Raw genomic sequence first — 16,835 nt, forward strand, 5'->3', positions numbered from 1 at the left:
CAATAATATGAAAATCCCAACCCTGGCCCTGCCCTTTCTAATACTGCTGCCTGCCCTTTCGATTGCACAGTCTCACAAATCAATTGGAGATATACATTACGATTATATTCCCGTAAAACTGGGCGATACTTCGGCAAGCGCAAAAATTTTTAATGCAGACATCTCATTTCCTATTTTCAAAAAGCAAACGTCGAGCCTCTCAGGAAAAGCAGAAATTGGCAGCATCAAATTCAGCAATTTCCCCGGAGATGCCAATTCTTCGCTGTACAGCATTTCCTTTCAGGCAGCCTATACCCACAAGCTCGACAGCTCAAAATCCTTAAGCATTTTTGGTAAACTGGGCGTATATTCTGATTTTGAAGATATCAGTATTGAAGATTTTCGGGGAACAGTTGGCTTCCAGTACAGGATCCGGAAAAATGCAAGGTACCTGTACGGACTTGGGGTAGCTTACTCCAACCAGTTCTTTGGCCACCAGATCAATCCTTATATCACGATAGATTATCATCCATCAAAAAACTGGTATCTATACGGCCAGATACCCAGCGATTTCAGGATTGAGTATTCTCTTTCCGACAAAGATTTCCTGGCCTTTGGCATCAAAGGGCAAACCAACAGCTACAGGCTTTCAGACAAAACCGGACTTGGCCGTTACAACAACAGCAGCTTTATACAAACCTCCCAGTGGAGCGGCAAATTGTATTATGAAAGATTTATCTTCAAAAACTGGTCGGTAAATGTGAGTGCAGGTTATGCCTTTTCGCAAAACTTCAGGCAGTATAACAATATTGGCGGCTCCATGCTGGATTCCTGGACAATCCTGACCATCCCGGTAGGAAAGAAACGGCCTGATCCGGCAGTAGAGATCAAAAAACCCGGAGTGCTGTATTCAGCTGGGATCAGGTACAGCATCTTCAGTAAAAAATAAATCAGTTAAGACCATGTGGTATTATTACCGGACTTTAAAAAACAGGATAGACCAGCTCTATGCGCTAAGTTCCGCACCGCGATGTTCCCTGATGACGGGACTGCTTTGCTATGAAATTTCCTGCGAACTGAAGAAAAATGAAATTTGGTTCGAACAGCAGCCTGGGCTTTGGAAAAGCAGTGTTTACGGGCGCAATTGCGCCCGTAAACTATATAAGGCAAGGCGCGCAGTGACAGCGGTGGAGTGCCAGTTATTATGGCGCATGCTATTTTTCTAATGATAATGGCGCATGCTATTTCTCCAGACTGCCCATTGTATCGCAAAGACGATCTTATATCGCTCCTGTTTTTTGCAGATAGGTAAACAAAACGATATCCAGTCCGTATACATCTTTTCGCATTTGCACACTGCCCGATGGATCAACCCATGAAGTAACATAAGTAAGGTACACGGGCACCTTTGCCGGCAACGAGATATTTGTGGCTACAGCCACCGTATCAGACATCTGTTTTTTGATCTGCTCAAACTTGGCGCCGTCACCAAACAAGGCATGTGCAAAGTCGAGCGGCTTCTCTAAACGCACACAGCCGTGGCTAACCGCGCGCATAGATTGGTTGAAGGCAGCCTTTGCAGGGGTATCATGCAGATATACTGCACTTTGGTTATTAAACAGGAATTTGATCTTTCCCAAAGAATTGTCTTCGCCCGGGCGTTGTTTAAACTGGTATTTTTTACCCACATCCGCGGCCGACCAGTCGATTGTTTCAGGGTCTTCTACAATCTTTCCTTTTTCAAAAACATCAATATTATGGTTGGAAAGATAGAATTTATCCTCTGATGCTGATTTGGAAATCTCCTTGGTGGCAATGCTTTCCGGGATGTTCCATACTGGGTTTACCTGCACACTGTGGATCATACTGTTGAGCTGGGGTGTTTCCCTTGAAAAAGGCCTGTCTTTTTTAAGGTCGTTTTCATCATATTCCTGTATGTTATCGCTAAAGTCTTTATTTCTGCCCTCTCCTACGCAAACTTTCATATTTAATACAGATTTCCCTTTCTCCATTACATCCAGCCTGTAATCTGCAATGTTTACGATCACATATTTATCGTCTTCCGGCTTATTCTTCCACCTTAATCTTTCCAGGTTTACTTTCAGGATTTTCTGTGTTTCAGCAGCACTCATTCCAGGTGCTGCAGTGCCTTCTTTCAGGACTTTCTGCAGGGCCACATATTGTTCGGTTTTCGGCTGGATGCTGTCCAGGTAAACTTTCAGGTCTTTGATTGCGAACACGCGGTTTACAGCAATGCTGTCCGGTCTTTTGGTATCGGTATAATAATTCGCATAAATACGCTTCGGGCTTACTACACCGTATTGCAGTGCATTGCTGTACCTGATCAGTGAATTGGCCGCCAGCAATTCAAGCCGGGCTATTTCCTGGTAGGCTTCATCGGTAGTTTTAACTTTCGTTTTATCGTACAGCTGATCGGTCAGCTCTTTATATTCCTTGGCTTTGAAAAGCTCTGGTGTTAAACCATGATCGGCAGCTTTATCAAAATAGCTGAGCAGCACCTGCAGCTCTTTGCCTTTTACATGCTGAAGAATAAGGGCGGGCTCGTAACCGTTTTTTTCATAAAACGCATTGATCAGTTTCGGATAGGCAAAACCGGACTGCTGTTCTTTGAGTGTCTTTTTAAAAACTTCGGCAAATGCATCGTTTTCTACGTTTTTGAACACTTTGTTCCCTGTTTCAGTGTACAGGATTGTGCCAAGATCTGAACGGCTTTTCTTGCAGGATTGCAGGATACATGTAAGGGTGAAAGCGAGTATGAGAGCAACTGTTACCCTTGGCTTTCGGCTTAGGATTTGTTTAAACATATGCCCTATCAACATCATTTGAGCATAATTGTTTAACTATTTGTCCCCTTCGTTTTATACAGAAAGAGAAATTGAGTATTTGATTTTAATGTTGAAACATTAAATTGGTTTATTTGTAGGATAGCTACTATTACACTAAATAATTGAATGATGACATCAGCAAAATCCTATGCTGCACAAAGTGCAGAATCACCATTGGCACCGTATGCCCTCGACCGTCGCGAGCCGGGAGCAGAAGATGTAGAAATTAAAATCCTGTATTGTGGCGTATGCCACTCTGATATCCATACTGCACGCAATGAGTGGGGCGCAACGATGTACCCTGTTGTTCCGGGACATGAGATTGTGGGAAAGGTTACCCGCGTAGGCGAAAATGTAAGTAAGTTTAAGATAGGCGATACTGTAGGTGTAGGTTGTTTCGTGGACTCCTGCGGACACTGTGAAAGCTGTAAAGATGACCAGGAGCAATATTGCGAAAATGGACATACCCAAACTTATAATGCGTTAGAACAGGATAAAAAAACCATTACTTATGGTGGCTACTCAAGCTCCATCGTGGTTACACAGGATTTCGTCCTTTCGGTATCTGATAAATTACCGCTGGAAAAGGTAGCACCGCTGCTGTGCGCAGGAATTACTACTTATTCTCCGTTGCGCCATTGGGGCGTAAAAGAGGGCCATAAACTGGCGGTTGTTGGTTTAGGCGGACTTGGGCACATGGCAGTTAAACTGGCCTCTTCTATGGGCGCAGAAGTAACGATGTTAAGCCGCTCTCCAAAGAAAGAAAAGGATGCACAGGAATTGGGAGCCCACCACTTTAAGCTGACTACTGAAAAAGAGACAATGAAAGAGCTTGCCAATACTTTCGATTTTATTATAGATACAGTTTCTGCTGAACATGACTATGATGAGTACCTGAGACTGTTAAAAACAAACGGAGTAATGGTATTATTGGGCGTTCCGCCGGTACCGGCTTCGGTAAGTCCGGGTGGTTTGATCTTTGGCCGACGCAGCCTGGTTGGCTCGCTGGTAGGTGGGATTAAGGAAACACAGGAGATGCTGGATTACTGTGCTGAGCACAATATCACTTCTGATGTGGAGATGATCAATATCAATCAGATCAATGAAGCGTATGAAAGGACGCTTGCAGGTGATGTACATTACAGGTTTGTAATAGATATGTCTACGTTGTAAGAGGGTCTAAAGGTTAAAAAAGTAATGGTTAAAATTGAGGCTGCCTGCTGCTGAAACGCAGCAGAAGGCCTCAATTTTAACCATTACTTTTTTAATTCATTAGTTTATCCTGAACCACTCACTGCTTAAAAACCCACCGCTTAAAAACCCAATGCTTAAAAAAACCCAGTGCTAAAAAAAACCACTGCTAAATACCCCACTGCTTAAAAAACCCACCGCTAAAAAAAACCAGTGCTAAAAAACCCAGCGTTTAAAAACCCACTGTTTTAAAAAAAACACCGGTTAAAAAACCCAGTGCTTAATAAAAACCACTGCTTAAAAAACCAAGGCTTAAAAAAAAACTACCGCTTACACGATCTTTTGTCCGTAACTGAACAGTGAGATCTTGCTGGTGCCGCCGGGTTCTTTGCTGAGCTGGATCTGTGTGCCAATCCTTTCCTTGAGGGCTTCTACGTGGGAGATGATGCCGATGGTTTTGCCACTGGCCTGAAGGTTCTCCAGTGCGGTGATGGCTACATCCAGGGTATCTGCATCCAGTGTACCAAAACCCTCATCAATGAACAGGGAGTTGATCTGGACCTTACGGCTGGCCAGGTCTGATAATCCCAGGGCGAGTGCAAGGCTCACCAGAAAGCTCTCACCGCCGGAGAGCGTAGACATCGGGCGCACTACATCTGCCTGATAACCATCGATAATCTGAAGGTCGAGATCTTTTTCAGGGCTTTTCAGGATGCTATATCTATCGCTCAGCCGCAGTAAATGGCGGTTGGCGAGTTCTGTTAATCTCGCGAGGGTGAGGCCCTGCGCAAAACGGCTGAATTTTTTTCCGTCGGCTGATCCGATCAGGGCTGATATTTTCTGGAAACGGTCAGATTCCTGCCGCTGCTTTTCAATCTGCTGTGCTACTTCTGTATGTTTGAGCTTTAAAAGATCATCATCAGAAATGATCTGGTTAAGCCTGCCTTTTTTCTGCTGCAACAGGGATAATATCTGGCCCTGCTCCTCCAGCAAGGGTACCAGGTTTTCCTTTGGTTCTTCCGTCAGGGCTCGCTGCATTTCTGCTGCAAGTTCTTTTTCCGTGGCCTTAAGCAGGCTCTTTGCCGAGGCAATGCGCTGGGCAGACTCCTGCTGTAATGCAGCCGCCTCGGTGGCCTCATCATCTGGCAGGAAAAGGTTTTTAAGTTCCTCCACTGAAGTCATACCCTCAGCGCTGAGCTTTTCCCTCAGCTTTTCAAGCTGTGCATTGAACAGTTTCTTCGTAGAAAGAAATGAGGCGTTCAGGTTCATCTGGCGGTCTTCAACAATTTTAAGGCGCTCCTGTTTTTGCTGCAGTTGCTGCTGTAGTCCTTCAGTAAGCCTCCGGTATTTGCTGAACTCATTGCCCAGTTCAGTACGTTCTTCCAGAGGGTCTTTCGTACCAAAAAGCTCCAGCCTTTCCTGCTGTAATCGCTGTAGCGTGCTCTGGCTGTCCTGCAGCTGAACGTTGAGGAGCTCAAGGGCATCGTTTTTCTCGATGATCGTTTTTTCGAGATTTTTCAGTTCAGTCTCCTGTTGCCTGAGATCAAGCTCCAGGCGTTTTAATTCCTGCTCCGAAGCCTGGTACTGCTGGTACCGCTGATTCATTTCAGGGATCACCTCTTCAGACTGCCCGGCACTGAAAGTAATCCCGAAGGGCTCCAGTACTGCGGCCGATTGCCCCTCCAGTATTTTGATCTCATCTCTAACAGCGGCCAGCTGCTGTGCATTCAGCTTCAGTTGCTGTTCTGCGAAGTTAATTTCCAGTCCGGCCTGTTCTGCCTTACTGTTCTGCTGTGCCATCAGTTCCTTCTGCTCAACAATCCTGCTCTCCAGCTGGACTACCTGCTTCTGGATCAGTTTAACCTGGTCCATTTGTTGTTTTAGCGAAGCCTGCTGCAGCTTTTTCCTGCTGATCACGGCCGCAATGATTTCAGGTTTGGCAATATCCAGCGGCTTAGGCAATTGCTCATTGTTCAATTCAAAATCAGATGACATCTGAGCCAGGGAAGCGGCCGAAAGCTGTATGTTTTGATCCCCCGTTTCTAACTGATAAGTAAGCGTATTGATCACAATCAGCTGTGCATCAAGCTGTGTTTTTAGCAGCTGCAATTTCACCTGCTGCTGATTCCGGCGTTCGGCTGCTTCATTGGTTCTGGAAACGTACTTCCCCTCCACAAAGGGATGGTGGATGGCGCCACAGAGCGGGCAAGGCTGCTCTTCCTGCAGCTCCAGCCTCGCAGCATCATATTTCTGAACTTTTACTTCTAGCTCCCAGATCTCCTGTAAATGCGCCAGAATTTCGGTCTCCCTTAAATTTTCCTGTTTAAGCTTCTCCAGTACGGTTTGGGCATCCTTTTCCTCGATCCGCAGTTGCGTTAACTTCTCCCGCTGCAGGGCCTGTTCCTTTACCAGTTCTCCATACGAGGAAGCCAGTTTAAGCTGCTGCTCAGCAGTGTGTATCAATACCGGAAATTCACTCAGTTCCTGTTCCAGTTCTTCCGTATTTTTACCTGCCAGTAACGATAACAGGGTTTGCTGCTGTTGCTGTATATTTTCGCGGGTTTCGGCTAAAGACCGTTCTGTCAGTGCAAGGTGCCGGGTAGTCTCAGTTAAAAGTGCCTGCCCCTGCTCCCGACGTCTGATATACCCGGATTGTTCTTCGGTGATGCCGCTGTCTTTCACTTTCAGGGCAGAAAGCTGCAGCAGCAATTGCTGCAGCACAAGCGCCTGCTTTTCCAGGGCTGCATCAGCTGCATGTTCAAGCATCCAGTGTGAAAGCGCAGCAATCCTCTCCCGGATTTTTTTTAGTGTTTCATCTTTGCTGAGCTGTAGATCCTGCGTCTGCTGAAGGCTGAGTGCTGCCGATTCAAAAGTCGCAACATTGCCTGCCAGCTGATTTGCAGCCTGGCCAATCAGTATATCTTTTTTACTCACAGCATCAAATACCGGCCCCATCTCAGTGAGGTCCTTTTCTTTCAGTTCGGCCTGCTGTTTAGCTGCAATCAGTTCAGCTCTGGTGCCCTGTTCCTCTTTGAGGACTTCCGGATGCTGTGATTCTGCCAGCCGCAGGTCGGTTTCGATCTGCTGATGCTGCACACCAATAGTATCAAGTGCGGCCAGTGCCGGGCGGTGTACCAGTGCCCGCAGGTGATTTTGCAGCTTTAAAAATCTTGGCTCATAGCCTGCATGCAGCAGTTCGGCCTCAGCCAATGACTGCATCAGGTCCTGTTTTTTCAGGCTGAGCTTTTCCAGCTGCAGCAGCCAGTCCAGTTTAATTCTTAATGCAGCTTCATCCTGTTTTGATAACTTTTCCTGTGCAGAGAGCTCTTCAAGTTCTGTTAAATGAGCTGTTCTTTCCTCCGCGCTCAGCAAGATTACATTTTCAAGCCTGCTGCGCAGCTGTTCCAGTTTAAGCCTTTCTTCGCGGGCCTTTTCATAGGCCGCAACAGAAATCTCGGAATAAATTCCGGTGTCTGTGATCTGCTCCAGCAACTCGCTGCGTTCATTTTCAGGAGCTTTAAGAAAACGCGTAAAATCACCCTGGGACAAGATGACCGAACGCAGAAATTGATTATAATCCAGGCCGCAAATTCTCACAATCTTTTCCCTTACTTCATTCAGGGGATGTGAGATCAGAATTTTCCCGGTAAGGCTTTCTGCCAGTTCCATCTTCTGCTGCTGCAGCTGCCCGTCGGCCTTGCCATGGCTGCGCCGGACAGACCATTTGGCGCGGTAGGATTTCTCACCCACTTCAAATTCTACTTCTGCAAAGGATTCGGCAGTATGCCGGGTCATGATTTCGAAGACATCCCTACTGTGCCTGTGCACACGCCCGTAGAGCGCCGCAGTGATCGCATCCAGCAAAGTTGTTTTCCCGGCACCCGTAGGCCCGGTGATCGCAAAAATACCGCTTTCATCAAAGGGTGGCTGATCAAAACGGATTTCATGCTGCCCCTTTAAAGAATTGAGGTTTAAAAACTTTATCCCTGTGATTTTCATGCTCCCTCCTCCTTTTGCGCCATATATTCCAGCACCTGGTTAAAAGTGAGCAAAAGATCGGTCTGATCTTCCTCAGGATATTCAGCCGCACATTTTTTAAGGAAAACAGCACGCGGGTCAAGGTCGGACAGCGCCATCACCTCTCGGCTCTGTTCATCCAGGTTTCTGGCAGCACGGGTTCTCCGCTGCCTTGGAAAAAGGCGTTCTATATATGGTTTATCTGCAATCAGCGTATTTAACTGCTCTTCCAGGTCAAAGATAAAGGTTTCAGTTTCTACCTGTACCTCTACCCAGGCAGGGTATATGGTCTGCGGATCTTCCAGCAGTACAAGTTTTGTTTTTACCTTCTCAAAATCTCCTTTAATCCTGATCAGCCTGCGGTAACAGGGTACTTCAAGCTCTTTGAGACTGATCATTGTGCCCTCCATAAATTCCAGCACAATCACCTGCTTTTTATCATCAGTTTCAGAGAAGCTTAAAGGAATGGGTGATCCGGAATAGCGGATATGGTTCATTTTATTGATCAGCTGCGGACGGTGGATATGCCCCAGTGCCACATAGTCAAATGCAGAAGGAAACTGGTCGCCGCCAATCTGCCCAAGGTTGCCCACATGGATCTCCTTTTCACTGTCGGACGTCGCCGCACCTGCCGCAAAAAGATGCCCGGTAGCAATTACCGGGATCTGGTTTAATTTATAATCAGCGATATGTGTCAGGAAGCCCTGATAGTGATCAGAGATCCCCTTCTTTAGACGGCTTTCACGTTCTTCCATGGTTTCCCCGGCAATGGAAAGCCTGATATCGCGGTCGCGCAAAAAAGGCACCGCGCATACCACCAGTTCCAGCCGTCCTTCCCGATCTTTGATCTCGATGATCTGATCGGTAAACTCTGCCGGGACGCCGCCTACAATATGTACATTAAAATACTTTAAGAGCGATTGGGGGGCGTTCAGCGTACTGATGGAATCGTGGTTGCCACCGATGATCACCACCTCCCTGCAGCAGGTATTTTTCACCTGGCGCAGGAAATCGTAGTATTGCTCAAAAGCAGCATTGGAGGGGCTTCCCGTATCGAAAATATCCCCGGCCACAATTAAAACATCAATTTGTTCGGTCTGTAAAGTCTGTATCAGCCAGTGCAGAAAAGCCTGGTGCTCATCCGTACGCTCACTTTGCTCAAGTCGTTTACCAAGGTGCCAGTCGGCCGTGTGAAGGATTCTCATTGTCGGATGCTAAATTAAGCAATTGCACAGACAATTGTAACCCGCTTACTGATTCAGCAGTTTCACAGCAGGCGTACTGCTTACTACACTGTCCACTACAAAAACACTAAAGCCTCTCCATGGCAGCGGGTGCAGGTATTCCCTGTAATGCAGTTCCACCAGTGAACCTGCGCTCTTATTGAGCTTGTCGGCCACTTTATCATCCTGTACAGAAAAGATAAATTCATTGGACGCTACATTTCCGGGCGCCTGTGAGCGTATGCCTGTCTGGATCAGCCGGCCTTCATTGGTTTTGAACAAATAGCCCTTTTTAACAAAATAGTTTAGCTGACCGGCTTTTACACCTTCGCCAAAGACAAAGTAATACCTGTAATAGAGAAATCCTGCGAGAATCAATACCACAACCAGGCCGATGATTAAACCTATTTTACTTCCTGATTTAGCGGGTGATGAAGTGGTACCACTGTTATAATTTGCCATTTGCTTTTATTTTAACAACTATTAATATATAACAATTGTTCCAAAAAACGGCAAACAAATTTTGAGGAGAGCTTATGCCGTTCAGGACATCAGTTCACAGTGTTCAGCCTGATCTTCAAAAATGCTGATGATTTTACTTTCAGCGCTTTTTGGGCAAACAACACGCAATACGTGGTCTACATCTTCAAGGTCGATCGTCCAGTTTTTTTCGCCTACCAGGGCATTAAGCCTGGAGGTAACCATCAATTGCTCAGTGATACCTGCAATAGATGTACTGAAAACCAGTACAGTTTTCTTTTCTATTTGTTCTCTGAAGTCCCAGGGAGTTAGTTCTTCCGCTGGTTGTGCAGAGGCCCTTACATAATTGATCACTCCGGACCAGAATGTAGGATTGAGTGCGGTTTGATTTTTCATTTTTATAAGTTTGCTGATATTTTGCAGGAGCTGGCGCCGGGTAATTGTACCGGCATCAGCTCCCGCATTTATCATTATTTCCATCCGCCGCCCAGTGCTCTGTATAATTCTACAGAAGCATTCAGCTGATCGGTTTTAACAGTAGCCAGGTCGAGCTGGCTTTGCAGGGCATTTCCCTGCGCAGTAATTACCTCCAGGTAATTGGCCAGTCCGCTGGTAAACAGCAGATTTGCATTCTGCAATGAATTCTGTACTACCCTTACCCTGTTTTCGGCAATGGTATACTGCTGTTGCAGTTTCTCTATCTTAATCAACTGGTCAGACACTTCGCCAACAGCAGTCAATACAGATTGCCTGAATTGTAAAACGCTTTTTTCGCGGTTCACCATTGCAATATCATACTGCGTTCTCAGCTGTCTGCGCTGGAAGATCGGCTGTGCGATCCCGCCACCAACAATACCGAATAAAGAACCCGGAATTTTAAACCAGTTATCGGCTTTAAAACTATTGAGGCCACCGGATGCAGTAATTGATAAAGTAGGGTACAGACTTGCTTTGGTCACGCCTACATTGGCATTGGCCCTCAGCAGTTCAAGTTCCGCACTTTTCACATCTGGTCTGAGGCTCACCATCACCGATGGGATGCCTGTACCTACCTGGTCCTGAATTTTCATGTCTTTCAGTAAACCGGCACGGGCAATCGCTTTGGGGAAAGCACCGGTAAGGATGCTCAGGGCATTCTCTTCCAGGTTGATCCTTTGTTCCAGTTGCGGAACCAGACCTGCGGCTACCAGCTGCTGTGCTTCGGCCTGCTGAATCGCAAGGGAAGTTACCTGACCGGCATCAAACTGCATTTTGATAATCCTCAGTGTGCTGTCGTTCAGCGCGAGGTTTTTCTTTGCGATATCCAACTGTGTATCCAGCATGATCAGCCTGTAGAAGCTCTGTGCTACGTTTGATACCAGACGGGTCTGAATGGCTTTTCTTGCTTCTGCAGATTGCAGGTAAGCAGCACCGGCTGCTCTTCTCTGGTTGGCAATCTTGCGCCAGATATCTGCTTCCCAACCTAATCCTGCAGAGACAGTATAATCTTCTACATGTGAGGAATTGGCAAACTGCCCGAGCTGCAGGCCGTTCAGGCTGTTATCTGAAGGACGGTTCAGCTGTGAAGTAACATTCAGGTTCAGCGTAGGCACATTGCCCAGTTTAGACTGTCTGTATAATAGATTTGCAGCTTCGATGTTTTTCAAAGCAATCTGCATATCATAGTTATTTTTCACAGCCGTATCGATCAGGTCCCTGATCGCATCTTCCTTAAAAAACTCTTTATAGGGAAGGTTGGCGATACTTGAAGTATCAGCCGTAGCCACGCTGTTCCTGAATTGTTCAGGAGCAGCATTGGTTGGCGTGGGTATATCTTTAGATACTTTACAGGCACTTGCAACAAGTACGAGCAAAAGGGCGATATATATATTATTATGCAATTTCATTTTCGAATTGTAATTTGGTTTCTGGTGTAAGTTCCGGTTTTGGTGCTCCGGTTAATTTTTCCTGTAAAAACTGGAAGATCACAAACAGCACCGGGATAAGGAATAATCCCAGGATTACCCCTGTAAGCATACCACCCGCAGCTGCAATACTGATTGAATGGTTACCAAGCGCAGAAGGACCAACCGCTCTCATCATTGGCGCCATACCTACAATAAAGGCCAGGGAAGTCATGATGATCGGGCGCAGCCTTAACTGTGCAGCATGGATGGCAGCTTCTACCAGGCTCATCCCTGCCCTTCGGCGCTGTACGGCAAACTCGACGATCAGAATGGCATTCTTGGCGAGGAGACCGATCAGCATGACCAGCGCAACCTGTACGTAAATGTTGTTTGAAATACCGGTCAGGCCGATTGCAGCAAACACACCGAATACACCAGTTGGGATAGACAGGATAACGGCCATCGGCAGAATATAACTTTCATATTGTGCAGAGAGCAGGAAGTAAACGAATACCAGACACAGAGCGAAAACCACCACAGATTGTCCTCCGGATACGATTTCTTCTTTGGTCAGACCAGTGTACTCATGAGAGAATCCTGTTGGCAGTTGTGCTGCCGCCACTTCGTTTACAGCGTTGATCGCATCACCCGTACTGTATCCTGGTTTCGGGATCGCGTTGATCTCAATGGCGTTAAACAGGTTATAACGTGAAGCTGTTTCTGTACCATAAACACGTTTCAATTTGATCAGCGTACTCACCGGAACGTTTTCTCCGTTTCTGTTTTTCACATAGATCTGATCCATAGCCGCAGGAGTTGCACGGTCGGCAATATCTGCCTGTACCACTACCCTGTAGTATTTACCAAACCTGTTGAAATCAGAGGCCTGGGCACTACCAAAATAACCCTGCATCGTAGCCAGTAAGGCTTGAGTTGACACACCCAGCTGCTCTATTTTAGCCTCATCCAGTTCCATCTGTAACTGCGGATAATCAGCCTTGAATGAAGTAAATGCAAATGAAATCTCCGGACGTTTCATCAGTTCACCAATAAATTTGTTGGCAATTCCACTGAATTTCAGCAAGTCGCCGGAGCCTGTTCTGTCCTGAAGGAAAAAGTCAAGACCATCCACGTTATTGAAACCCGGTACCGTAGGGAAAGTAAAGACGAAGAAGTTTGCACCCTTAATTTCGCCCAGTTTTCCGCGGACAATATTCATGATTTCATTAATATCCTGAACCTCGCCCCTTTCTTTGGTAGGTTTCAGCAGGATAAACATCGCACCTGCCGAAGGACTGCTTGATGAAGTCAGCAAGTTAAATCCAGACAGGTAGTTGAATATTTTTGTAAATGGCAGCGGACTAAGTTTTTTGGAAACCTCATGTTCGATCTCTGTAGTTCTTTCCAGTGAAGCACCTGCCGGCAGCGATGTTGAAATCGCGATGAAGCCCTGATCCTCTGAAGGTATAAAACCTGTAGGGGTTTTTTTCACCATCCATACTGTGGCCAATACAACTACTACCAATCCTGCCATAGCAATCCATTTGGTACGGATCAGGAATTTCACACTACCCACATATCTATGGGTAAGGTTCTCAAAACCTCTGTTAAAGCCTTTAAAGAAACGTTGTTTGAAAGTTGATTTTGTCTCATTGCCTTCATGATCATGGCCATGGTCAAGTTCTTTCAGGAACAGCGCACATAGGGCAGGGCTCAGCGTTAACGCGTTCACCGCAGAAATAACAATTGCAATTGCCAGTGTAAAGGCAAACTGCCTGTAGAACATCCCTGTGGAACCGTCCATAAAACCAACCGGAAGGAACACCGCACTCATTACCAGGGTAATGGAAATAATCGCACCGGTAATCTCATGCATGGCTTCTGTTGTAGCCTCTTTGGGGCCGATCTTGTTGTGCTCCATCTTGGCATGCACGGCCTCGACGACCACAATCGCATCATCCACCACAATACCGATGGCGAGGACGAGCGCAAACAGTGTTAATAAGTTGATCGAGAAACCAAAAACCTTCATGAACAGGAACGTTCCGATAATCGCTACCGGTACTGCAATCGCAGGGATCAGTGTAGAGCGGAAATCCTGCAGGAAGATAAATACTACGATAAACACCAGGATAAAAGCTTCTACCAATGTATGAATTACCTGTTCGATAGACTGATCCAGAGAAACTTTGGTATTGTAAAGATTTACATAATGAAGACCCTTAGGGAAATCATTCTTTGCCTTTTCCATGAATTTTGTAATGGCAATCTGTATTTCATTGGCATTGGAACCGCTCAGCTGTTGTATCGCAATGTTCAGCGCCGGTTTACCAGACTCATCAACAAAACTATGGCTACCATAGGTATAAGAACCTAATTCCACTCTTGCCACATCTTTCAGTCTCAGGAATGAACCATCAGCATTTGCGCGGATAATGATATTGCTGTATTCTTCGGGCTTGGTCAGTTTACCTTTGTATTTCAGTACATACTCAAAGGGAGCATCACTGCTTTCTCCAAACATACCCGGAGCAGCCTCAAGGTTTTTATCCTTTATCGCTGCAGTAACTTCTGCCGGCGTTAAGCCGTAGGTTGCCATCTGTGCCGGGTTTAACCAAACACGCATTGAATAATCGCGGCTTCCGCCAAAAATAACCGCAGCTCCAACTCCCTGGATCCTTTTGATCTCCGGGATTAAATTGATCTGGGCATAGTTGGACATAAAGGTCTGATCATAATGTTTAGGATCATCCGATGACATCGTAAGTACCATGATCAAACTGTTCTGCTGTTTTGCCGTGGTAACTCCAGCCTGTATAACCTCTGCAGGAAGCTGACTGGTAGCTTGCGATACACGGTTCTGCACGTTTACTGCCGCAAGATCGGGATCTGTTCCCAGTTTAAAATAAACTGTAATTACCAGTGATCCGTCATTACTCGCAGTAGACTGCATGTAACTCATGTTCTCTACCCCATTGATCTGCTCTTCCAGTGAGGGCGCAACCGAACGCAAAACGGTTTCGGCATTTGCACCGGGATACAGTGCAGTAACCTGAACGGCCGGGGGCGCAATCTCAGGGAATTGTTGTAGGGGCAGCGTAGTTAGCCCCAGGATACCTAATATCACCAACAGAATCGAAATTACTGTTGCCAATACCGGCCTTTCTATAAATTGCTTTAACATGATTGCTGTATATTATCTTGATGCAGTTGTAATAGGTTCTTCTTTTAATTTTTCTGGTTTGATCGTATCACCGTCTTTCAATTTGTCGATACCATCAAATACAATTCTGTCGCCTGATTTCAGCCCCTCAGCAACGAGGTAATTGGTACCGCTTGCGCCGGAAACCGTGATTGGCGTTCTGGTAACTTTATTGGCAGCATCAACTTTAAAAACAAAGATCTTATCCTGTACTTCTACAGTTGACGACTGAGGGATTGCAATGGCATCGTTATGCTCAAGGCTGATCCTGATCTTGCCGGTATTGCCTGAGCGCAGCAGACCCTGCTGGTTAGGGAATGTAGCTCTCAGGGAAATCGAACCTGTTTGTTTATCAAACTGTCCGTCTACCATATCTACTTTTCCTTCTTTTCCGTAAATGCTGTTATCAGCAAGTACCAGGGAAACACCGCCCAGTTTTTTCAATCTTTCATTTACCGAATTGCCCGGATATTTTGCATTAAAAGCGGCAAAGTCGTCCTCGCCAAGCGCAAAGTACACATGTACTTCATGGGCATCTGACAACTGGGTCAAAGGCGTAGGATCCGTAGGGGAAACGATGCTCCCTTGTTTCTTAGGCAAACGGGCCACATAACCGGATACCGGTGCTTTGATCAGTGTATAACCAAGATTGATGTTTGCTGCAGCAACACCAGCTTTAGCCTGTTCTACATTGGCAAGTGCCGATTGATAGCTTGAATTGGCAGTTTTAAGCTGGAAGTCAGACACCACTTTGTTTTTTACAAGAGGCGCCAGTTTATCCACCTCAATCTGAGCATTGGTGACAGCGGCCTGTGCAGCATGTAACTGTGCTTTGGCATTGTTCAGTGCTTCCCTGAACGGGCGCTCATCGATTTTGAAAAGCGGCTGTCCTTTCTGTACTGCAGCGCCTTCAGCTACCAGGATCTTATCCAGGATGCCAGATACCTGCGGACGGATCTCTACATCAACCGTTCCCTGGATGGAGGCAGGATAATCTGTATAAGTAGTTTGTGAATTGCTCTGCAGCGACATTACCTGGAGCGCTTGTGGTGCAGGTGGCGGCATTGCAGGCTGACCGCCTCCGCAACCCGCAAATAATATAGCTAGGATAAAAATTGAAATTGTAGTTTTCATAACGTTCGTCAATTGTTTAACAGTGTTAAGTGATTGCATAAAAATATGTGGAGTTTGGAATTGTGCAGAAAATTGAGATTTGAAGGATTGATGTTTTAACATTTGTAACTTATCTAACACCGTTAGATGCCGTGACAAAAAAAAGCGAACTAACTTTGCTGCGCTCCTTCTTGAGTTGAACGTTACAACGTATAAATAATCTAACAGCGTTAAGTATTCCATAAAAAAATATATTTAATCGTTTATTGCTTTTATAATACCCTGTATAGCATCTCTTAAGATATGCTGATTCATATCAGGGGTATTGCCTCTGCCAACCAGATTAATGGAGATTAAGCCATGAATGATAGACCAGAAGGTATAGTACTTTCTGCAAACTATCTCTTCAGTGGGTTCAGACTCAGTCATGATCTTTGCTATGGTTTCAAAAAGCATTTTTCGTGCTGCCTCTGCCTCGGGTAAACTTTTTGTGATCTCGCAGCACATCATGTCTACGCCGTACATCAGCTGGTAAAGTTCCTTATGGCTGAATGCAAAATCCCAGTAAGCGATCCACATAGCTTCAAGCTGCTTTTCCGGGGTATCGTATTTTGATTGTGCAACTTTAAAGTCTTTCAGCAGCAGGCCATTTCCGAGCCGGGTTAGTTCAAGCAAGATGCCTTCCTTATTAGCAAAGTATTCGTAAATGATAGGGGCCGTATATTCGATCTTGTCGGCAATTTTACGCATGCTCAGCGATTGCCAGCCATCTTCTTTTACAATCTCCAGCGCAGCCTCGAGGATGTTTGCCCTCGTTTCTTCCTTAACTCTCTGAATTCTTTCTTTACTACCCATGGTAATCTTCCCCTGTATTAAATAATCTAACAGTGTTAAACAA

The 16,835-nt window shown here is 45.8% G+C and carries 11 protein-coding genes; 2 read left to right on the forward strand and 9 right to left on the reverse strand.

What is annotated here, in order from left to right; translation table 11 throughout:
* Nucleotides 1–7: 7 nt before the first annotated feature.
* Entirely contained in the window at nucleotides 8–928 is a 921-nt protein-coding gene (locus tag FN831_RS01270; protein ID WP_142526385.1) for a DUF6268 family outer membrane beta-barrel protein, read from the forward strand.
* A 331-nt stretch (nucleotides 929–1,259) separates the two neighbouring features.
* Here the strand turns inward: FN831_RS01270 and FN831_RS01275 are convergent, their stop codons facing one another.
* Nucleotides 1,260–2,804 carry a L,D-transpeptidase scaffold domain-containing protein gene (locus FN831_RS01275; RefSeq protein ID WP_142526386.1) on the reverse strand — a complete coding sequence of 515 codons (1,545 nt, stop codon included), beginning with the start codon at nucleotides 2,802–2,804 and terminating at the stop codon, nucleotides 1,260–1,262.
* A gap of 150 nt (nucleotides 2,805–2,954) precedes the next feature.
* Here FN831_RS01275 and FN831_RS01280 point away from each other — a divergent pair, with 150 nt between their 5' ends.
* Nucleotides 2,955–3,998, forward strand: a complete 1,044-nt coding sequence (locus tag FN831_RS01280; RefSeq protein WP_142526687.1) for an NAD(P)-dependent alcohol dehydrogenase — start codon at nucleotides 2,955–2,957, stop codon at nucleotides 3,996–3,998.
* 348 nt (nucleotides 3,999–4,346) lie between these two features.
* Here the strand turns inward: FN831_RS01280 and FN831_RS01285 are convergent, their stop codons facing one another.
* From FN831_RS01285 to FN831_RS01320, 8 genes are all read right to left on the reverse strand, one after another.
* Nucleotides 4,347–8,015, reverse strand: a complete 3,669-nt coding sequence (locus FN831_RS01285; RefSeq protein ID WP_142526387.1) for an AAA family ATPase — start codon at nucleotides 8,013–8,015, stop codon at nucleotides 4,347–4,349.
* Nucleotides 8,012–9,238 carry an exonuclease SbcCD subunit D C-terminal domain-containing protein gene (locus tag FN831_RS01290; protein WP_142526388.1) on the reverse strand — a complete coding sequence of 409 codons (1,227 nt, stop codon included), beginning with the start codon at nucleotides 9,236–9,238 and terminating at the stop codon, nucleotides 8,012–8,014. The genes FN831_RS01285 and FN831_RS01290 overlap by 4 nt, the downstream gene beginning before the upstream one ends.
* A 45-nt stretch (nucleotides 9,239–9,283) precedes the next feature.
* Nucleotides 9,284–9,718 (reverse strand): hypothetical protein, encoded by a 435-nt coding sequence (locus FN831_RS01295; protein WP_221931229.1) that lies wholly within the window; start codon nucleotides 9,716–9,718, stop codon nucleotides 9,284–9,286.
* Between the two features lie 81 nt (nucleotides 9,719–9,799).
* Nucleotides 9,800–10,132, reverse strand: coding sequence for a hypothetical protein (locus FN831_RS01300; RefSeq protein WP_142526389.1), 333 nt, complete (start codon nucleotides 10,130–10,132; stop codon nucleotides 9,800–9,802).
* Between the two features lie 74 nt (nucleotides 10,133–10,206).
* A complete protein-coding gene (locus FN831_RS01305; protein ID WP_142526390.1) occupies nucleotides 10,207–11,622 on the reverse strand; it encodes a TolC family protein in 1,416 nt (471 codons plus the stop codon).
* Nucleotides 11,609–14,806 (reverse strand): efflux RND transporter permease subunit, encoded by a 3,198-nt coding sequence (locus tag FN831_RS01310; RefSeq protein ID WP_142526391.1) that lies wholly within the window; start codon nucleotides 14,804–14,806, stop codon nucleotides 11,609–11,611. The genes FN831_RS01305 and FN831_RS01310 overlap by 14 nt, the downstream gene beginning before the upstream one ends.
* Before the next feature lie 12 nt (nucleotides 14,807–14,818).
* Nucleotides 14,819–15,958, reverse strand: a complete 1,140-nt coding sequence (locus FN831_RS01315; protein ID WP_142526392.1) for an efflux RND transporter periplasmic adaptor subunit — start codon at nucleotides 15,956–15,958, stop codon at nucleotides 14,819–14,821.
* A gap of 234 nt (nucleotides 15,959–16,192) precedes the next feature.
* The gene (locus FN831_RS01320) at nucleotides 16,193–16,792 is read right to left on the reverse strand and encodes a TetR/AcrR family transcriptional regulator (RefSeq protein ID WP_142526393.1); all 600 of its coding nucleotides are present in this window, start codon (nucleotides 16,790–16,792) and stop codon (nucleotides 16,193–16,195) included.
* Between the last annotated feature and the right edge of the window lie 43 nt (nucleotides 16,793–16,835).

The sequence above is a fragment of the Pedobacter westerhofensis genome, assembly GCF_900182595.1.
Taxonomy (GTDB): domain Bacteria; phylum Bacteroidota; class Bacteroidia; order Sphingobacteriales; family Sphingobacteriaceae; genus Pedobacter; species Pedobacter westerhofensis.